Raw genomic sequence first — 21,685 nt, 5'->3', positions numbered from 1 at the left:
GCCGTAGTCTCACGTTTTTATGTTTCACCCTATTAATTCAATCGTTTCCGTAACCTTTATACTATCTTTTACAGATTGAACAATCGTACAATTTTTCACTGCAAGTTGCAGCGCCTTGTCCAACTGCTCTTCTGTAATGTTTTGTGCTTTGATTTTATAGTGCAAATGAACACTTTCAACTGGTTTTGATAAAGCTTCACTTCTACCAATTTCGGTTTCAATTGTAAACGTATCGTATGTAATACGTTTCTTTTCTAAAATTGTTCGGAAGACAATTGCACTACATCCTGCGATAGAAGAAACGAGTAATTGTAACGGTGAATACCCATTTTCTTTTCCAATCGCTAATTGACCGTACGATAAATCTGCTTCTATATCATCGTGTTTGATTGTTAGTTTCATTTGTTTTTTCCATCTCCACTTTCATCGGTTTCTTCCGTTTCTTACTCATATAATAATATATGTAGCAGAAAATGATAAATGGAATACCACAATATAACGCCATTCTTTGTTCAGGAATAAACGCTAAACTAATAACAACGATGCTATTTGTAATTAAAGCTAAAATTGGAACAATCGGGTATAGTGGTGTTCTATACTTTAAGTCCTCTAATTTCCCTCCGCCTTTTATATACTGACTTCTAAAACGAAGTTGCGATAGCGCAATAATGATCCAACTTGAAACAGCCGATAAACCAGCTATCGATAATAAGTACATGTACACTGTATCTTCTGCAAGGAAACTTGTGAATAGAGATAATCCAGCTACCGCAATCGTTACGACTAGCGCTGTAATTGGAATACCACGTTTATTTACTTTCTTGAAAGAAGTTGGTGCCATTCCTTCATTTGCAAGTGACCATAATATACGCGTTGCTGCATATAATCCTGAATTCGCTACAGATAATAAAGCAGTAATAATAACGAAGTTCATAATATCAGCTGCATACGGAATACCGATTTTATCAAATACAACTACGAATGGACTTTCAATTACGCCTGCTTCTTTCCAAGAAATTAATCCTACTAAAATCGTCATTGTTAAAATGAAGAATAACATAATGCGCCATACTGTATTACGAATTGCGCGTGGAATTGTTTTTTCTGGATCTTTACTTTCTCCTGCTGCAATCCCGATTAACTCTGTTCCTTGGAATGAGAAGTTAACCGTAATCATTGTAAGTAATACGGCAGCTAGTCCATTCGGGAATAACCCGCCATCGCTTACGAAGTTAGAGAAAAGAGGTGCCGCTTCTTTTCCATCGTATGGTAAAAATCCTAGTAATGCACTACCACCAAGTAGAACGAATGCAATAATTGTAACTACTTTAATACTAGAGAACCAAAACTCTAATTCAGCGTAACTTTTCGCTGAGATAGCGTTTGAAGCATATAAAATAACTCCGAATACGAGACACCATACCCAAACATCAACAGTTGGAAACCATCTTTTCATCATTAAACCGATCGATGTTAATTCCAGTCCTACTGTTACTGCCCAGCCAAGCCAATATAGCCAGCCGATCATAAAGCCTGTTCCTGGTCCAATAAACTTCGTCGCATACTTTTGGAAAGACCCTGAAACTGGCATTGCTACCGTTAGTTCTCCAAGACAAAGCATTGTTAAATACATAATAAATCCGCCCACTAAATATGAAAGGATGGCACCCCCTGGTCCAGCCTGATTAATAGTGTAACCTGAACCTAGAAAAAAGCCAGTTCCGATTACACCACCAAGTGCGATCATAAATAAATGTCTACTCTTCATCGTACGATGTAATTTCTCATTTGTTGGTTGCTGCATCTTAATCCTCCCCCTACAAGTACCCCTATCTCTTTTTAAAATTTTCTGATAATAAAAATATACACGAAAGCGATTACAATTTCTATATAAAATTAACACTTTTCTGATAAAATAATATAAAAAATCGAATTATTGCAAGATTTAGATACTATTTAGAGGAAAATAAGGAGAAACAAGGAAAAAACCCTTACATATATTGTAAGAGTTAACGAAGCTCTAATCTTCTCGATAAAATTGATAAACTATAATTCACTATAAAATACATACAAGCCACTACTATAAAAGTCGGAATCATATAATTTACATTTTGCCCGCTAATAATTTGAGCATTATGCATAAGCTCTGGCAATGATATAACAACTGCGAGCGACGTATCTTTTAGCAATGAAATAAACTGACTAACAAGCGGGGGGACCATTCTTCTTAATGCTTGCGGCAAAATAATATGCCAAAGCGCTTGCACATACGTTAACCCTGAAGACCTTGCAGCCTCAATCTGCCCTTTTTCGATAGATAATAGACCGCTTCGAACAATTTCAGATATCATTGCCGCTTCAAATATTGTTAAAGCAACAATTGTAGCTGTTATAATTTCTAACTTCAATCCCGCTTCTGGAAGTGCAAAATACGTAAAAAATATAATTAAAAGTAGCGGTAAATTTCGAATCACTTCCACGATAACTCCTAATATTTGTGAAACGACAGGTATTTTCGTATAGCGCAATATTCCTATTACACTACCAATAATAAAGCTAAGTACAATTGCTACGAGCGCTACCTCTAACGTTATAAGTAATCCTTTTAACAAAAAGAGGATATGATCACCTGTTATTGCTCCTTTAAAATCCATTTATACCGCCTCCTTTGCCAAGCGTTTTTCTAAATAACGCACTAGCATACTGAGCGGAATTGTTAATATTAAATAAAACATCCCGACAAATATATACACATCGAACGTAACAAATGTCTTCGTTGAAATTAAATCTCCTTGATACATTAAATCAGCACCAGCAATAATTCCAAGTATTGAGGAGTTTTTAACTAAATTGAGAAATTGGTTTCCTAAAGGGGGGATTACAATTTTCATAGCTTGGGGTAAGACGATATAATACATTCCTTGCACATACGTTAATCCTGAAGAACGCGCAGCCTCCATTTGCCCTTTTGCCACTGATAAAATGCCAGCGCGAATTACTTCCGCAATAAACGCTGCAGTATATACGGTAAGCGTAAGTGTTCCTGCTACAAAACCATTTAAAGTAATTCCTATTACAGGTAAAGCGAAATAAAATATAAATGCAATTAATACGAGTGGAATATTTCTTACAAACTCTACAAAAGCGGACCCCACCCAATTTAAAATACGAATCGGTGCAATACGCATTACCGCCAAAATTACCCCTAAAATAAAACTACCTATTAATGCGATTACACTAGACATAACCGTATATTTAAATCCTTCTAAATACATATCAATGTTATTCGTTAATATAGAAAAATCAGGCACATATTCTCCCCTCTTTCTTTACAAGAAGAGGATGAGTACTCTCATCCTCTCACTCTTACTATTTATCACGAGAAATAAAGTTTCACTTTACTTCTCTTGTTTTTGACCGATCCATTTTTCATATAATTTGTCGTACTCTCCACTCGTCTTCATATCTTTTAGTAAGTTATTAATCTCTTTCGTTAAATCATCTGCACCTTTTTGTACTGCAATTCCGTACGGTTCATCCGTAAAAATTTTCCCTACAACTTCATAATTAGCATCTTGTTTTGCCATTCCGTAAAGAATCGCATTATCTGTCGTTAAAACATCGCCTTTACCTGCTTTTAACGCTGTAAATGCCTCACTATAATTTTCAAATTCTAATACAGTCGCTTCTGGTGACTTTTGACGAATGTTATTTGTAGATGTTGAACCTTTTACCGCTAACACTTTAACGCCTTGTTTTATATCATCAATGCTCTTAATATTACTTCCTTTTTTCACAAGTAACGATTGTCCCGCTTTAAAATATACATCTGAGAAATCCACTTCTTTTTTGCGTTCTTCCGTAATAGTCATTGTTGCGATAATTGCATCAATGTCACCATTTTTCAGTAGTGGAATACGCGTTTTAGACGTTACTTCTTTTAATTCTAGTTTCTTTTCATCTCCGAGGATTTTTTTCGCAAGCGCCTTTGCAACATCAACATCAAATCCTTCTACCTGCCCTGTTGAAGGGTTTTTCAATCCAAATAAATTCGTATCATTCTTCACCCCAACTACTAATTTCCCACGCTTCTTAATTTGCTCTATGGCCCCGCCTTGCTTCGTATTCGTTTCTTTCGCCTCATCTTTTTTACTCCCGCACCCGGCAACGACAAGTACGAATAAACATGAGAATACGATTAAGGTAAACAACTTTTTCATTTTAAGCATAAAATTCCTCCTCTAATGATTTAACACTCGGCTTAAAAATAGACGCGCCCTTTCTTGTTCTGGGTTTGCAAAAAATGCTGCTGGTGTTGTATCCTCAATAATTTGGCCCTCATCCATAAATAAAATCCTATCTGCTACTTCTCGCGCAAATCCCATCTCATGCGTGACGACGACCATCGTCATTCCTTCTTTAGCTAGCGTTTTCATAACGTCAAGCACTTCTCCAATCATCTCCGGATCAAGAGCAGACGTAGGCTCATCAAACAGCATAATTTCAGGCTGCATCGCAAGTCCCCTAGCAATCGCTACCCTTTGCTGTTGACCTCCGGATAATTGATGCGGGTATACATTAGCCTTTTCCGGGATTCCTACTTTCTCTAAATAAAACATCGCTGTTTTCTCAGCTTCCTCTTTTGAAACTTTATTTACTTTAATAGGCGCTAGTGTAATATTTTGAAGAACCGTTCTATGTGGATATAAATAAAAATGTTGAAAGACCATCCCGATATCTCGGCGTAATTCATTCATATCCGTTTTCTTATTGTGTACCTCTGTATTTTGTACAATTAATTCCCCATCTGTAATTGTCTCTAATTGATTTATACAACGAAGCAATGTACTTTTCCCTGACCCTGAAGGTCCAACAACTACTACCACTTCACCCTTTTGTACTTGCAGATTAATATCTTTTAAAACTTGGAAGTCACCATAATATTTATTTACATTACGAAACTCAATCACCATACTCCCCCCTTCCTCTAACAAAGCATGTACATTCTTTTTATATTCAAAAATAGGCAAAAAAATAACTTTCAGCTTCATTTTGTCCATAAAAAAAAGAGCAAAGGTCGTTCCCTTTGCTCCTTCGTTCCTATCCTATTAAGATACTTCTTCTTTTTTATCTTTCCCATATTCATGCTCCCAGAAATCAGCATTTTTAATTCCTAATTCCTGCGGATCAAATACTGGATCTTTCCCTTCTTTTTTCTGCTTTTCATAGTCTTTTAAGGCGATCAATGCTGGTTTTTGTAGTAGTAAAATCGCGATAATGTTAACCCATGCCATAATTCCTACACCGATGTCACCTAAAGCCCACGCTGTTGCAGCTGTTTTTACACAACCATAGAATACGACTCCTAAGAATACAAACTTTAGTACGATGGACATCCAAGGACGGTCTTTATCACGATTTAAGTATGCAATATTCGTTTCTGCAATGTAGTAATACGCCATAATTGTTGTAAATGCAAAGAATAATAGCGAGATTGCGACGAAACCGTTTCCAAATCCAGGTAAAACAGATTCTACTGCTGCCTGTGTATAACCAGGACCCGGCTGTGCACCGTTTAATTTATTGACGATAAAGTTTTTTCCGCTTGCATCAAATACGTTATACATGCCTGTAATAATCATCATAAATGCTGTTGCTGAACAGACGAATAATGTATCAATGTAAACGGAAAATGCTTGTACTAACCCTTGTTTAGCTGGGTGTGATACTTCAGCAGCTGCCGCCGCATGTGCCCCAGTTCCTTGCCCTGCTTCATTGGAATAAATACCACGTTTTACTCCCCAAGAGATTGCTAAACCAATAATCCCACCAAAAGCTGCTTCTAATGCAAATGCACTTTTTAAAATTAACATGAAAGCATCTGGTAACTTTTCAATATTCATAGCTACAATTACACAAGCTACTAAAATATAACCAAGCGCCATAAACGGCACTACAACTTGTGCTACGTTAACAATTCGCTTAACTCCACCAAAAATAATAAGCGCTAATGCCGCTACTAATACCGCTCCAGATACAGAAGTATTAATACCGAAAGCTGTTTCCAAACTTACAGCAATGCTATTTGCCTGAACACCCGGTAACAGCATCCCCGTTGCAAGAATTGTTGCCGCAACGAATACTAATGCATACCATTTAACTCCTAGCCCTTTTTCAATGTAATAAGCCGGACCACCACGGAATTGCCCTTGATGCTTCGTCTTATATATTTGTGCAAGTGTTGATTCTACATAAGCAGAACCTGCTCCTAGAAAAGCTACCGCCCACATCCAAAAGACAGCTCCTGGACCACCAAATGCAACAGCCGTTGCAACACCCGCAATATTTCCTGTTCCAACGCGCCCTGATAATGAAAGTGCTAACGCCTGGAACGAAGAAACACCAGCATCCGATTTTTCTCCTTGAAATGTAAGCTTCACCATTTCTCCTACATGCCTTACTTGTAAAAACCTCGTTCGAATAGAAAAATATAAACCTGCTCCTAAACATAAATAAACAAGTGCTGGACTCCAAACAATATTATTGATCCAACTTACGATTGCTTCCAACATTCCCCCTCCTCATTTATAAAGAATATTCAGAATATAAATAAAATTATACGTGCATACCGAATCTATAACAATATTATTTTAATAAAATAAACATATTTTTGTATAAAAAAACAAAGTATATATTTATTTTATATACTTTGTTTTAACATGAATGTATTATATATTCACAATCGCTTCTCTTTTTATAATTCTTTCATAGAGTTGTTCAGCTAATTCTCTGAAATGATCTGGCATATCTTTCCCTTTAAATTTCTTTTGGAGCGTGCCATACAAACCTATATCACGTAAACGTAAAAATAAAGGTAACGATTCATACCAACTATCCGCCAGCCTGTGCTCATATTCGTACCCTTTTCTTAACACTTGTAACTGTTTACGAGCGAATGTCGTCTTTTCTTCCACTGTCCACGGTGTAAAAAGAACAGAGTAATAAAGAACCATTGCCAAATCATGAATGAAGTAATTATAGGCCGCATCATCAAAATCAAAGATTGTTAACTCTTTTCCATCATAGTGAAAATTGCCTGGATGAATATCACCATGCATAAGGCCGAATGTTTCTCTTTCAATTGGAAGAGCATTTATTTCCTCCATTAATACAGCTGCAATTTCTTTCACGTTCTCATCTTCTAATTCATTAACAATACTACTTTCATCCTCTTCCCACGTATCACGGTAGTCAGTTTTAGGGTAATTCATTGTAAGGCGGTGCAATTGTCCAATCGCTTTTCCCCACGCTTCAAAGTAAGCATTTCCCCAATATGGCGATCCTTCTCCTTTTACTTGCTCACCTTTTGCGTATGTAAATAAGGAAGCAAAAAAGAAAGTTCCATCCTCTACTACAATTTCTTCTACAAGATTTTGAGATGTTGAGTAAAGAGGTCCCGCTACCTTTGCACCGTTCTCCGCAACATATCGTAAAAAATCTAGTTCAGCCTCTACCTCTTTTTTAGAACGATGGGAAGAATGCGTTAAACGTAATACGTAATCTTCATCACTATCACCCTTCGCCTTAAAAATGTAATTTTCAAAATCTCCAAGTGGCTTTTCTTCCACCGTTACATGAAACAAACTTGCAGCTCTTGTTAAAATCTCTTTTGTAAAAACTCGTTCTACAGCTATTTCCATATGTATCCCTCCTATATATCTTCTTAATTCGACATAAATGTTAGAAGTACTGCTATGAATGTGAAAAGTACCGTTATGCCTACTATAAAAATGCAATCTCTACACATAAAGAAATCTAAAAACAAAAAAGGCTGATTCACTAAATCAACCTTTACACTATTAAAAATACTATTTCTTAATTCTTCATCAATTCATTCTTATATATAACATTTACCTTTATTTCTCTTCACCGTTTGTCTGCATTGAATTGAAGGTCCAATTTAATTTCAATGAATCTCCTTGAAATACATTTTGTTCTTCATCATTATCTACAAATGTGAACATTACATAGAAAGTATCATCATCACCAGGAGCAAGTCCATTTCCTTCTCGGTCTACAACACCTTTTTGTACAAGATCAGGAATACTTCCATTTTGCGTAGCTACCTTTAACTCAGATAATGTAGTAGACCAAATTGGAACCTCATTTTTATCCAAATTCCATAAGAAATCAACACGGATATAATCACCAAAATCAGCATTTCCATTATCTCCTTTAGCATCAATAACACTATAATCTGTAAGAAGTTTCACGTCTCCTATCGCTAAGGTTCCTTTGTTAACTAATTGAAAACCGCGCTCCATTTCATCACCCGGTTTAATATTGTCGACATTAATAACAACTTCAGGATTAACACTCAAATCTAAAGTACCCGCTGCAAACGCGTTTTGTGATACTTCTTTATCACTAAAATACGCATATGTTCCCCCACCAATTAAAGATAGACCAAGCGCTGCAGTTACAACACCCATACCAAGTTTTTTCTTAATACTCATTTCACAAGCCCCCCTATTTTAAAGTTCAAACAACAACCTTATTTTCATCCCACAAACAATATTAATTAAGCAACTACCTTGTCCCATAACGAAAGCAAACTAGCTTTAAACTATTTTCTTCATGTACTCAAATAGCTATTTTTTAAATAACCGGTAATGTTACAGTGAATCATTACCGGTTCGTTGTTAGCAAAAACCATTTTTTCTGTGTTCATTGCTTTATCGTTTAGTTTCCCTTAGAAGTATATCCCCTTATTTTTTTGGCTCTAAACCAATCGAGCGTAAGATTTTCTCTAACGTCACTGGCCCTACATTTTCTTTCGGTTTCTGATTTTCTTTAGCATCTGGACCCTTTTTCAAGAAGTTTTTCTCGATAAAACGAATATCTGTTTCATCTACAACACCATCTTGATTTATATCTCCATCTTTTACAGATACTTTTCCTTTTCCATACGATAAAGCTGCTATTCTAGCATCTTGAATATCTACCATTTTATCGCCGTTTACATCACCTGCAAGGTTATCATCCATATCAGCTCTAAAGTTTTGTCCCACTAATTCTCCGTCTTGCATTTTCCCTATTTTGGTTGTCAGTTTACTATTTAAATGACCTGGCATTTCTACGAAAATATCGTATTCTTTATCGCTTACTGGAACACTATGAATCTCAAATTGCCCATTTTCATTAATCGTTCCTGTATATTTCTTTCCATCCTTGCCAACTGCGTACACTTTTGCTCCTAGTTTTGTATAGTCTTTCTTACCTAAATACCCCTCTTCATTCAAGAAAGCTTCCGGGCCAATATATCCTGTAACCGTTGAATGTTTCGAAACAATAGCAAAAGATTTATCTTTAAACGCAGGAATCTCAATGCCTTCAGATGCACCAGCTTTTGTATAAGAGAACTTATCTACTCCAAATGCAGTTAAATCATTAAAGTATTCATCGTTCGCCATCTCGAATGTAACATCTAAAAATGGTGTATCTCCATCTAATCCTTTAAATTCTTTTCCTTCCAATAATGCGCCAACTTTCACCTTGTTTTCCCAAGCTCCTTCTTCACTTATCTTCGGATCTTCTAATTTAAGGTTCAGTCCATGTTGTTTTACATATTCCGTAAGTGCTGGATTTGGTTTCACATCTGTAAATTTAAATAGCTGCTTGTAATAAGGAATTTCAAATGTACCTGACATAAGCTGTTTTACATTATTAAGATTCAAAGTTAACGTAATTTTCTCTCCTAATTTGATTTTATCTTTGTCATAACTTGGAACAGCGTATTCTGTCCCTTCCTTTACAAAGACGTAATCTTTATATCCAGTTGCCATATTCCCTGCAGTTGCAAGATCATATCCAAATAATTTTAGATTTAACGGCTCGTTTATTTCCTCTGGAAGTACTCCAAATTTAAAATCACCATTTGCTTGAATTGTATTCAGCCAACCTGATGGAAAGGCTGAGTTTTGATAATATACAATTTGGTTCGCTTTTTGATCATACTGCAAGCCTTTTGCCTTTAATGCATCTACTGTAGAATCATAAATATTACCATGCACCCATAATGCACGCTGGCCGTCTTCTTCTTTAAACATAGAATCATTGACTTCGTGTATACCAGGTTGTACATCCTTAAATTTCATTTCAGGTATTACATTATCAATGATAATGCTATCGCCTTTTGTATAAGATTTTCCTTCTTTATCATATCCAACGAAGTTCAATTCGTAATCTCCATCAGGCAACATAACAGGTTTATCCGCAATTGGATGAGCTGGATCTCCTGTGAATGGAAGTACATACCCTCCCATACCAGAAAACATCATATATTCAACATTCGGTGTTAGACTACTTGCATTAAGTGTACCAACGACTCCTAATGCCTTCCCTGTCTTTCGGTCCTTCACAACTGCATCAATGGTTTCAAGAGGACTATTTAATTTAAATGTCAACGGCGAACTTGGTCTTTCCATAAATGGATGGAATTTAGAAGCATCTGTTGCCATTGCATCTCTCAGTAAATCTACAGACGCAATCCCTTTTTCTGTGAATTTAACTGCAAATGGTACTTGATATACTTCTTTTTCATTGTTTTTATTTGAAATATGAATATAGCCCTCATATCTACCAAATTCAGCGTTTTCTGGAATGATAATTTCAGGACTAATTTCCTCTGATGCACCAGGAGCTACTTTAATAGAATCTGGTACGTTTAGCTTCACACCATTCTTCGCTGCATCTTGCACACCTACACTTGTAGGTGAAAATTCCACCTCTAATTTAAACTCTTTCCCATCTGTTTTACTGCTGTTCTTAATTAAAACTTTTCGACTATCTTTAATAGGCCCATTTTCAATTTGATTTTTATACCCAAATGCAATAGAACCTGTTTTTTCTTCAATTTCTACTTCTTCATCACCTACAACGTTTGATGTTTTATCAACAACCTCGATAGATGTATCTGCATGAACTGCACGATATGCATCAATTCGCCCTGAGCCCACCTCAAATACAGAACGCTCTTCTTTTAAGTCAACTGCGGTATTCATGAGTGCTTCTTTTACTTCAAATGGACTATAGTTTGGATGTTCTTGTAAAATGAGTGCCGCTACCCCTGCAGTATGAGGAGTTGCCATAGAGGTACCTGACATACGCCCATACGCTACCGGATAATTTTCTCCATCTTTTGGATCATTAATATATTCAGGAACAGTTGAGAAAATAGACACACCTGGTGCTACAATATCTGGCTTAATATCATCTGTCTTAGTTGCAGGACCACGGGAGCTGAAATCAGCTAAGTGATCTCCCTCTGTTTTTATATTACTTAGTTCCCCAAACGCTAACGACACATCTCCTTGTACAGCTTTTGCTTGTAATTTCTCACCATCTACTTTTGTTAGGCGGAACGATGGAATAGATGAAGTACTTTCCCCAAGATAACTTGTAATTTCACCATCTACATTGTTATATACGATTACCGCCTTTGCGCCTGCTTCCTTAGCATGCTTAATTTTCTCATCAAATGTAATCTCACCGCGTTGGATAAGAGCTAATTTTCCTTTTACATCTTTTCCTGTAAAATCATCTGATTTCCCGAGCCCTGCATATACAACTGATACGGATTGACCTTTCAAATCTTCAATCTTATCAGTAAAGCTTTTTCCAAGTAGCATCATCTTATCCACATGTAAATCACCTGCATCGACGGAAAACGTTGGGATCTTCATTGCAGCGTCACTGGCTCCAACTGTAATTGGAAGTGCCGCTGCACTAGGTGATCCAATGGTACCTTCTTCCGGACCACTATTACCTGCCGCTACTACTGTAACAACACCAGCTAACATCGCATTGTTTACTGCCACAGAAGTAGGATATAAAGGATCATTAATAGACGCACCTAGTGATAAATTGATAACATCCATATCGTCTTTTACTGCTTTATCAATCGCAGCAAGAATACCGCTTGTTTGTCCGCTTCCATACGGACCTAATACGCGATATGAATATAAGTCTACATCTGGAGCGACTCCCGTAACCGCGTAATCAACATTATTCTTTTTGTCTGCAGCGATTGTCCCAGCTACATGAGTTCCATGGGATGTATAATATGCACTTCCATCATAAATTTCAGGATATCCCCCAGAATTTTGCCAATCCTTATACGTTGTCTCCATTGGATCAGCATCATTATTAACAAAATCCCATCCTTTTATTGAGTTCGGATCTATTTTACTTGAATCTTCACCTTGTTTTGCACGATATCCTTTATATGCATCTTTCAAATCCGGGTGGTTGTAATCAATACCTGTGTCCAGTACACCCACCTTAATTCCTTTACCTGTTATTTTTTCAGCATGCAGCTTGTCCACACCAATTTGTGGTACGCTATCTGCCATTTTTGGTTCAACAGCCGCCTTAGCTGTTTCTTTCGGTAAATCAATTTTAACCTCATGATCTTCCCATACGCGCTTAACAATACCAGTGCGAACTAAGTCTTCAATCATATTCGCAGGCAACGAAATCGCCACACCATTAAAAGCACTCTTATATTCTCTTGTTATTTTGGCAGATTTAAAATTCTTCCCTTTATCTTTATTCTTTTGAAGCTGTTCAAGCTCTGCTTTAAATCCTTTATGGGATGCCTCTACCTTTTGTTCCGCATTTGAAAGAGCTAACTTTTTCCCTTTAGCCGCTTGTTTTAACACCTCAATCTTACTAGGTGCTTGCTTAAATTCTATAATCACATTCACATTATTAGGACTTGCTGTATTGATACCTGGTGAAATAACAAAACCCGGTTTTGTATCTAACGTTTTCAAAGCATTACGTTGTTCCTTTGTAAGACCTTTCAAGATAGCATTTACATCATCAATTCCAGTTAAATTAGATGTATTTACCTCTTCAGCTAATACGTTATATGGAATTCCTTGGGACAATAACATTCCAACTGTTAGTGTTCCAATAAGAACCTTTCCAAATTTCCCTCGTTTCATATTGCATCTCCCCACTATTAAAATTATTTTTCTAACCAAATTGCTTCTTAAGCTCCCATTTAGCATTGAAAATTCTATTAATCTTAAACTTTTATTTTGCATCATTAAGAATTTTCAACACTACTACCATCCCTATATAGCTAATCACTTACTTTACTCTCTCTATAAAAGCCCCCCATCATTTATTTTCAATAAAAGATTTTCACAAAATGAATTATTAATAGGATTAAAATATAATTCTATATTTATTATTTCACGTTCTGACTTTTCTGAAAATTGAACAAAAGGAGTATCTTTTTTCTAATGATTCTATACCTACATAGTACAAAAGAACTATCTTGCTCTTTATTCTTTGTAATATAGAATAAAGAAACACGATAGTTCTTTTAAACATCTCTTATTTAATCCAACGGAACCAATTGATTTCGAACAGCATAAATCACCGCTTGCGACCGACTTTTCACATTTAGTTTTTTAAAAATTTTATTGATGTGAATTTTAACTGTTTTATCACTAATATACAGAGCTTCAGCAATTTCTTTATTACTAAGTCCTTTTACTAATTCAAAGAGAATTTCCTTTTCACGTTCCGTCAGCTCATTTTCATTTGATTCTACTTTCATTTTTTGCTGATGATATGTAATTAATTTTTTAGTCATACGCGGATGAATAACTGAATCGCCTCGATATAACATCCGAATTGCTGCTACTACCTGCTCCGATGATGAATCTTTCAATAAATACCCATCAGCACCAGCTTGGAGTGCATCCATTAAATACTCATCATGCTCATACATTGTAAACACAAGTACTCGGCAATTCGGATAATTTTTTTTCACCAACTCTGTAGCTTCAATACCATTTTTCCCAGGAAGATTAATATCCATCAAAATACAATCTGGTCTGCATTCTTCTACTTTTTCCAATACTCCGTCCCCAGAGCTAGCTTCTCCAACCACGTTCATATCAGATTCATCCTCTAGTATGCTCCGAATTGCGTCTCGTAAAAAAGCATGATCATCCACTACTAATATTTTAATCATTTTACGCACCCCTTGTTTGTGAATCTGGAATTAATAGTGTAATTTCTGTCCCTTTCCCTACAGAACTATCAATCTGTAAAGTAGCCCCTAATTGTTCAGCTTGTTCATTCATATGTAATATACCATAATGTGGCTCATTCTTCGTTTTAACCATAGACTCAAATAGTGAAAAACCAACCCCATTATCCTTAACCCTTAAAAGCACGTGCTCACTTTGATAGCTAAGTAAAACATCAGTCTTGTCTGCTTGTGCATGTTTTACAATGTTTTGCAAACTCTCTTGTAATGTATCAAAAATAGCTCTTTCTTTTGAAAAGCTAAGCGCACGTGCATGACCTCTTTCATGATATGTAATATCTAGTTCATATTCTTGTTTTAAAGACTTTATTTTACTTGCTATCGCCTGCTTTAGCCCTAATTGTTGTGTCGGATATGGTTTTAAAGCATAAATAGAATAGCGAACTTCTCCTAAGCTTCCTCTTAAATCTTTTATACTTTTCTCTACTATTTGTTGCATATCTATTGGTTTATCACGATATTTTTTCTGCGCGGATTCTAGTTGATATATCACCCCTGCCAATGTTTGCGCAATACCATCGTGAATTTCGCGTGCGATTCTATTTCTTTCTTCTAAAATCATTCTTTTTTCCTGTTCAGAAATCAATATCCTTGTTTTAACTACGTTAGCTAATTGATTAGAAAACGTAGCTAAAGACTGTACATCTTCCGGGAAAAAACCCGCAGTTCTACTTTTCCCTGCAACAAACATTCCGACTAGTTCATCATTTACAATAAGAGGAAAATATACAAGGGAGCGTATGACACTATCAAATATTTCATCCCCAGGAGCCGTACCAGTTTTCCAATCATTAAACACAAGATTTTTAGAGATTCCCTCAAACTTTTCCGAATGATCAGAAATATCGAGACGGACTTTCCCATCTTTTAATAGAAGATTCCAGTTTCCATCATCTTTTGTCCATATTCCATATGCTTGTATGCCAAAAAAACCTTTAAGTGCTTGTTTAATATGTTTCAGGTTCCCTCCGGTTAGTCCACGACTAATTTCTGTCGTAATAAGAAACAGCTCATATAATCGTTCCTTCTCCATCCTTATCCGTACAGAAAAAGAGCTAATAACTGAAATTGCTACAAGTGGAAAAAAGAAAAACAGTACTGTAATCTCATTTACTTCCACACTATATGTACTAATTAATACATGCATCAAGGCCGCATAAGAGAAACCAAAAGTTTCGCAAAGGAATACCGTTACAGTTTTTTTATACCACTGATAGATTGAATATGGCTGTGGAAGGAGTATCATTAACAAATCGTAAAAGCGGTTGTTGAAAAAACAAAAAAACACGCAAAATAATAACAAAGATATTAAATTTTCATACAGAACTGACATATCTATATTGTTAATTAATAAGTGCATACATTTATTTGAAAACCATTCGGCCAAGATCAAACTAAGCGCATGCTGAGTACTATTAAATAACATTCTTTGTATTGGTGAACGACGATGCAGGTGAATAATTAACGTTACGAGTACAATAGCAATAATAGTTATATGGATTCCAAACTGCCAACTCATAGCGTAAATTATGGGAAAGGTAAGCGAGCTCGTTCCTCTCCAAAATCGTACAGGAAAATACTCTGCAATCCCCATAAATATTAATAACAATATTAGTATTGTTGAATGAGAAGGGATTTTAATTTCAAGTAAAGATATAGTTATAGTAATCAAACCAAGAAAAGAAATAAAATAAAGATAAGAACTAGCAATCTTTTCTCTTATAAAAATAGAATTTACATCCTTCAAAACAACCCCTTCTTTCTTTATAAAACTTCATTTTCTCTATTATCCAATAAAAAACCGGCACTGGCAAAATGGAAGAACCTCCACTAGCCAATCACCGGCTGTGTACTGCACCTAAAAAGGCAAGACACAATACTATTATTATAAATCGATTTTCTTAAATTTCCTATTCATCGAATGATGTAATTATATGTGCCGCTAGGTTTACCCTCCTATAGTACAAAAGATTTATATCAACACCGCTAATCTAATATATACTTTCTTTCCATCCCCTACTTTTCATTTTCTTTAGTATAAAAGATGACGTAACATAACTTTCAAGCTACTTATTTTCAAATAATCCAAGCATAAATTTCTCACAAAAAGCAAAAATTAACAGAAGCGACTTTATTCTAAAAGAGGTGGAAATTATGACAGAGCAAAAAGAACAGCAAAAGAGTGAAAATCAAAAGCATATGTTTCCATCGCTTCCGGAAAATATTAATTACATTGAAAATAAACTCTGTCATTCAGATGATATAAAAAAATTAGATATCCCTTTTCAAAACGGAAAAGGAACGATTATATATATCGAATCTTTAGCAGACCCAAATTTAATTCATCAATTAGCTCTTGAGCCATTATTAACTCGATCGGATCTGTCTTTAGATAAAGCTTTTGCCACATTAAATATGAAAAAAGAAACAAATTTAAATTATAGTGTGCAGCTTTTATTACAAGGTAAATCTTTATATTTTCATGAACACGTCGACAGTTTTTGTATTTTCGAAACAGCTCTATCTTTAAAGAGAGATATAACAGAACCTGATAATGAAGGGATTGTCCGTGGACCGCATACTGGTTTAGTAGAAGATTTAGCAACCAATTTAGCTTCTATTCGTAAACTCATAAAAAGTCCACATGTCGTCGTTAAATATTTCACACTCGGTGAAGAAATGCATACGAAAGTGGCAATTGCTTATATGCAAAACATAGCTAATGACGATCTAGTTACAGAAGTAAAAAGAAGGTTAGAAACGATTAAGACAGATGCACTTATGCCTCCAGGATATATACAAGAATTTATAGAGGATACGTCTTTCTCACCCTTTCCGCAACAATTAAATACAGAGCGTCCAGATAGAGTCGCAGCAAATTTAATGGAAGGACGAGTCGCTGTTTTATCTGATGGAGATCCAACTGCACTTATCGTTCCTGTTACGTTATTTGCTTTCTATCAATCACCAGATGATTATAATAACCGCTGGATTGTCGGTTCTTTCATCCGAATGATTCGCTTAGTCAGTTTCTTGATTGCCTTTCTCTTACCCGCTATATATATCGCAACAGTTGCTTTTCATCCTGATGTGTTGCCGCTCGAACTTGTTTATACGATTAAAGCTTCATTAGAAAAAGTGCCACTTCCTCCTATTTTTGAAGCTCTCTTAATGGAATTAATCTTTGAATTATTACGGGAAGCTGGTATTCGCTTGCCAAGCCGAGTTGGACAAACAATCGGTATTGTAGGTGGTTTAGTAATTGGTGATGCAATTGTAAAAGCCGGTCTCGTTTCTTATACAATGATTATCGTTGTAGCTTTAACTGCAATCTCATCTTTTCTTGTTCCATCAAATGATATGAGTTCCGCAGTTCGGATTCTTCGTTTTCCGTTAATGCTCCTTGCTGCCATATTCGGCTATGTAGGAATATCATTTGGTCTCATTATAACTTTCGTTCATTTATGCCAGTTACATTCATTTCATACCCCCTATCTTTCTCCTGTTGCTCCGATGCGGATAAAAGATATGAAAGACTCTTTTGTACGACTACCAATTTGGTCGTTTTGGGAACGACCACATGATTCAAAACCGAAAAAAATGCAACGACAACATGTAACGAGAGAGGATGAGAACGGTGACAAACACGCAAAGTAAAATTTCACTTGTTCAATTTACCTTTTTCGTTATTCAATGCCAAATCGGAGTTGGTATACTTTCTCTACCAAACCGTCTTCACCCAATAGCGAAAGGTGGCGGATGGATTTCTGCTCTCATCGCTGGTCTTGCAATTCAACTTATTATTTTACTTATGTGGCTTTTCTTAAAACGATTTCCTGATGCAGATATGTATGAAAGTGTTTGTATGCTATTTGGGAATAAGTTTGGAAAACTATTAGGTTTTGCTTATGTTTTTTATTTTACCCTTATCGGTATGACGGTTATGTTAAATGCTTGTAATGTCATTAAAGTTTGGATATTACAAGCAACTCCTTGGTATGCCACCCTCATGCTATTTACAATAACTTGTTGTTACATAGCTTATAATACGTTCAAAGTCATCGTACGGTTTTACGTCATGGCTTCTATTCTCATTTTACCAATGGCTCTTTTAATTGCCCTAGGGCTTACACGAGCTGATTTTTCTTACATTCTTCCAATTACAGAAGCCGGATGGTGGAATATTATTCAAGCATCAAAAGAAACCATTACAGCTATGTATGGTTTTGAGATTATTCTTATCGCTTTCCCAAAAGTAAACGGGAGTTCTGTGGCAAAACTGAAAGCAATTTCTATCGCTAATGGATTTGTAACTCTTTTTTATACTTTTACTGTTTGGATTTGCTTTGTCGTATTTAGTCCAAAACAAGTTGAACTTATTCCAGAGCCAGTTGCTTACTTATTGCGTTCTCTGCATATTGGGATTATAGACCGCACCGATTTACTATTCATCCCAATATGGATGATAACTGTTGTAGCTTCTATTGCTAGTTATTACTGTGCTGCTTCTATAGGAATTGGACATATCTTCAATCTGGCTAATCATAAAAAGGCTGTTCCAATCGTTGGTATTATTGCTTTTAGTGTAGCCCTATTTATAGATACACCTGAAGAATTAAAAGTAATTGCAACTTTTACTGATAAGTTCACGTATATTTTCATAGTTGTCCTCCCTCTTTTATTTCTACTTTATTCAGTAATAAGAAATAAGAAAGGAGAACAGTATGTTCCAAAAAAGAGTTAAATTACTTTTTATATTATGTACTAGTGCATTCCTTTCTGGCTGTTGGGATCAAGAACCATTAAGAGAAGCGAGATTAGCTTATAGCATTGGATATGATATTACGGAAGAAAATAAACTTCAGCAAACGCTTGAACTCGTAAAAAGTTCAAGCGGAGAGCAATCTTCATTCGAGAATGAAATACATTCAGCAAACGGGCATAACATAAGGGATACAAGCGACGCCCTAAAAAAAAATGTGACTGGGAATATTCGCTATTTTAAATATGGTGTTCAATTACTAGGAACCAAAATTCTAAAAAAAGGTATACTCCCCTATTTAGATGTCAGCTTTCGGGACCCAACAAACCCAACTGCTTTAGTAAAACTTATTGCAGTAGATGGTGAAACATCCGAGATACTAGAAAAAAAGAAGGTAGGAAATTTACTAATTGGAGATTTTCTAAAGAAAAAAGTGAAAAGCTTAGAAGATATGAGTGTATTTCCAAAAGAAACTTTAGAAACAGCTGCTACAAAAATGTTAGATCCCGGTAAAGACTTTACCCTCCCTTCTATAAAAATAAAAGGAAAAGAAGTAATTACAAACGGGTTAGCTTTATTTAACAATGATAAATTAACTGGGCATTTACCTTTGAAACAATCTGTTTTATTCGTATTATTAACCGGAAAAATGGGAACTAGTGCCCGTATAACCCAAAAACTTACTAGCGATGAATCAGAGAAGACATCTGATTATTTAACAATGGAAGTTAGTAATCGAAAGTTAAAGCGAGACTTAAAAATAACAACAGATAAAAAAGGAAATGTATATGCTCACATTAAGCTTCAACTAAAAGTTATAGCCCTTGAGGCTCCAAGAGATAATATTTATAAAATGGGAGAACGAAAAAAACTAAATAAAGACTTATCGAAACAACTTACGAAAGAAGCGAAAAAAATAACAAACAAACTACAAAAAGCAAATTGTGATGCTTTCGGTATCGGAAGACATCTTATCGCATATCATCCTGAATTATGGAAGAAAAAAAATTGGAATAAAGATTATGCAAAAGTAAAATTCAAACCAGAAGTAGACGTAAATATTTTGTATAGTGGTGTCTTAAAATAAAAGGTTGTATGCCGCGTGGGCATACAACCTTTTATTTCGTATATCGATATATAATTGATTCATATGGTCTTAAGTTAATTTTTGTAATATCCTTGCTGGAATCTTTATAATTCGACAGTAGTACTTCTTGTTTCATTCCATCTAATTGAACATGGGCTGGTACAGAATACGTTATTTCTTCTCCATAGAAGTTATTAATAATAAGTAATACTTCATTATTTACAGTACGTGTATATGCCCAAATCTTAGGGTGATTTTCATCTAAAATAGCATATTCTCCTTCTGTAATAACATCGTAAGTTTTTCTAAGTTCAATTAACTTTTTATAATGATAAAATACAGACTCCTTATCTTGTAATGCTTTTTCTACGTTTATTTCTTTAAAGGTTTCAGCTACTGAAATCCAAGGGGTACTTGTTGTAAAACCACTATTTACCTCTTCATTCCACTGCATCGGAGTACGAGAATTGTCACGAGATTTTTGTTTTAAAATCCCTATAATCTCTTCTTTTAATAAGCCTTCTTCCTGCTTTATATCATATATATTTAACGATTCCACATCACGATATTGCTCGATGGATTCGAATTTAGGATTCGTCATACCAATTTCTTCCCCTTGATAAATGTAAGGCGTTCCTTGCAGCATGTGCATAGCTGTCGCTAACATTTTCGCAGATTCATTTCGGTACTTCCCATCATCCCCGAAGCGTGACACGATGCGAGGCTGGTCATGGTTACACCAGAATAATGCATTCCATCCCCCGCCCTTTTGCATTTCAATTTGCCAGTTAGACATAATTTCTTTTAATTTAATAAAATCAAAATCAGCTTTCGTCCACTTATCACCATTCGGATAATCTACTTTCAAATGATGGAAACTAAACGTCATACTCAGTTCATTGCGCTCGGGGTTTGAGTATTTAATACAATTATCAATTGTCGTCGATGACATTTCTCCAACTGTAATTACCTCTTTCCCTTCAAATACATTTCGATTCATCTCTTGTAAATATTCATGAACACGCGGACCATCCGTATAATATTTACGTCCATCACTTGTCGCAGTACTTCCGTCATCGCTTAAGAAACGTTGGTCTTTTGAAATTAAGTTAATAACATCAAGGCGGAATCCAGTTACCCCTTTATCAAGCCAAAAGCGCATCATATCATACACTTCTTCACGAAGCTTTTCATTTTCCCAATTTAAATCTGCTTGTGTCTCATCAAATAGATGTAAAAAATATTGCTCTGTCTTTTCATCGTACTTCCAAGCCGATCCACCAAACTTAGACTGCCAATTATTTTTTTCATCACGCCAAATGTAATAATTGCGATATGGACTATTTTTATCTTCTTTCGCTTCTTTAAACCACTTATGCTCCGTCGAACTATGGTTTACAACGATATCAAGCATAATTTCAATGTTACGTTCTTTCGCCTTTTCTAGAAGCTCTTTAAACTCTTCCATCGTTCCGTAAGATGGATCAATGCTATAATAATCACTTACATCGTACCCATTATCATTTTGTGGTGATTGGTATATCGGTGTTAACCAAATATAATCCACTCCGAGTTCTTTTAAATAATCTAGTTTCTCTGTAACTCCTTTTATATCACCGGTTTCTTTATTGTAATAACTATTAAAGCTCTTCGGATAAATTTGATAGACTACACTTTTATGCCAATCCTTCATGTTTAACTTCCT

16 protein-coding genes are annotated in these 21,685 nt (G+C 35.5%); 3 read left to right on the top strand and 13 right to left on the bottom strand.

Annotated elements, in window-relative coordinates:
* Positions 1-24 precede the first annotated feature (24 nt).
* From MHH42_RS03305 to MHH42_RS03250, 12 genes are all read right to left on the bottom strand, one after another.
* Positions 25-402, bottom strand: coding sequence for an OsmC family protein (locus MHH42_RS03305; RefSeq protein ID WP_000778840.1), 378 nt, complete (start codon positions 400-402; stop codon positions 25-27).
* Positions 377-1,804, bottom strand: coding sequence for an amino acid permease (locus tag MHH42_RS03300; RefSeq protein WP_001187119.1), 1,428 nt, complete (start codon positions 1,802-1,804; stop codon positions 377-379). Before MHH42_RS03300 ends, MHH42_RS03305 begins: the two co-directional genes overlap by 26 nt.
* A gap of 205 nt (positions 1,805-2,009) precedes the next feature.
* On the bottom strand, positions 2,010-2,654 hold the full coding sequence (locus tag MHH42_RS03295; RefSeq protein ID WP_000345979.1) for an amino acid ABC transporter permease: 645 nt from the start codon (positions 2,652-2,654) through the stop codon (positions 2,010-2,012).
* The gene (locus tag MHH42_RS03290; protein WP_016107533.1) at positions 2,655-3,311 is read right to left on the bottom strand and encodes an amino acid ABC transporter permease; all 657 of its coding nucleotides are present in this window, start codon (positions 3,309-3,311) and stop codon (positions 2,655-2,657) included. It abuts the gene before it with no gap.
* 87 nt (positions 3,312-3,398) lie between these two features.
* On the bottom strand, positions 3,399-4,229 hold the full coding sequence (gene glnH, locus MHH42_RS03285; RefSeq protein ID WP_016107532.1) for a glutamine ABC transporter substrate-binding protein GlnH: 831 nt from the start codon (positions 4,227-4,229) through the stop codon (positions 3,399-3,401).
* Positions 4,230-4,241: 12 nt separating this feature from the next.
* Complete coding sequence (locus tag MHH42_RS03280; protein ID WP_165406238.1) at positions 4,242-4,970, bottom strand: amino acid ABC transporter ATP-binding protein; 729 nt, start codon at positions 4,968-4,970, stop codon at positions 4,242-4,244.
* A 138-nt stretch (positions 4,971-5,108) separates the two neighbouring features.
* On the bottom strand, positions 5,109-6,569 hold the full coding sequence (locus tag MHH42_RS03275; RefSeq protein WP_097854572.1) for an alanine/glycine:cation symporter family protein: 1,461 nt from the start codon (positions 6,567-6,569) through the stop codon (positions 5,109-5,111).
* A 159-nt stretch (positions 6,570-6,728) separates the two neighbouring features.
* Complete coding sequence (locus MHH42_RS03270; RefSeq protein WP_000401664.1) at positions 6,729-7,700, bottom strand: phosphotransferase enzyme family protein; 972 nt, start codon at positions 7,698-7,700, stop codon at positions 6,729-6,731.
* Positions 7,701-7,916: 216 nt separating this feature from the next.
* On the bottom strand, positions 7,917-8,516 hold the full coding sequence (locus MHH42_RS03265; protein ID WP_016107529.1) for a TasA family protein: 600 nt from the start codon (positions 8,514-8,516) through the stop codon (positions 7,917-7,919).
* Between the two features lie 252 nt (positions 8,517-8,768).
* Positions 8,769-13,010: a S8 family serine peptidase gene (locus tag MHH42_RS03260; RefSeq protein WP_016107528.1), complete on the bottom strand. Its 4,242-nt coding sequence runs from the start codon at positions 13,008-13,010 to the stop codon at positions 8,769-8,771.
* A 401-nt stretch (positions 13,011-13,411) separates the two neighbouring features.
* Positions 13,412-14,053 carry a response regulator gene (locus MHH42_RS03255; RefSeq protein ID WP_000590680.1) on the bottom strand — a complete coding sequence of 214 codons (642 nt, stop codon included), beginning with the start codon at positions 14,051-14,053 and terminating at the stop codon, positions 13,412-13,414.
* A 1-nt stretch (position 14,054) separates the two neighbouring features.
* Positions 14,055-15,878, bottom strand: a complete 1,824-nt coding sequence (locus MHH42_RS03250; protein WP_000655902.1) for a GAF domain-containing sensor histidine kinase — start codon at positions 15,876-15,878, stop codon at positions 14,055-14,057.
* Positions 15,879-16,285: 407 nt separating this feature from the next.
* Between MHH42_RS03250 and gerKA the strand changes: the two genes are divergently transcribed.
* From gerKA to gerKC, 3 genes are read left to right on the top strand one after another with little or no spacing between them, the layout of a single operon-like run.
* Positions 16,286-17,788 carry a spore germination protein GerKA gene (gerKA, locus tag MHH42_RS03245; protein WP_016107526.1) on the top strand — a complete coding sequence of 501 codons (1,503 nt, stop codon included), beginning with the start codon at positions 16,286-16,288 and terminating at the stop codon, positions 17,786-17,788.
* The gene (locus tag MHH42_RS03240) at positions 17,769-18,875 is read left to right on the top strand and encodes a GerAB/ArcD/ProY family transporter (protein ID WP_340892888.1); all 1,107 of its coding nucleotides are present in this window, start codon (positions 17,769-17,771) and stop codon (positions 18,873-18,875) included. The genes gerKA and MHH42_RS03240 overlap by 20 nt, the downstream gene beginning before the upstream one ends.
* Positions 18,856-19,980, top strand: a complete 1,125-nt coding sequence (gerKC, locus tag MHH42_RS03235) for a spore germination protein GerKC (protein ID WP_016107524.1) — start codon at positions 18,856-18,858, stop codon at positions 19,978-19,980. The genes MHH42_RS03240 and gerKC overlap by 20 nt, the downstream gene beginning before the upstream one ends.
* Before the next feature lie 31 nt (positions 19,981-20,011).
* On the opposite strand, the gene treC is transcribed toward gerKC, so the two are convergent.
* Entirely contained in the window at positions 20,012-21,673 is a 1,662-nt protein-coding gene (gene treC / locus MHH42_RS03230; protein ID WP_340892886.1) for an alpha,alpha-phosphotrehalase, read from the bottom strand.
* Between the last annotated feature and the right edge of the window lie 12 nt (positions 21,674-21,685).

The sequence above is a fragment of the Bacillus sp. FSL L8-0099 genome (assembly GCF_038006385.1).
Lineage (GTDB): Bacteria > Bacillota > Bacilli > Bacillales > Bacillaceae_G > Bacillus_A > Bacillus_A toyonensis.
Note: the sequence above shows the minus strand (reverse complement) of the source record. Positions and strands in the feature narration are given on the sequence as shown.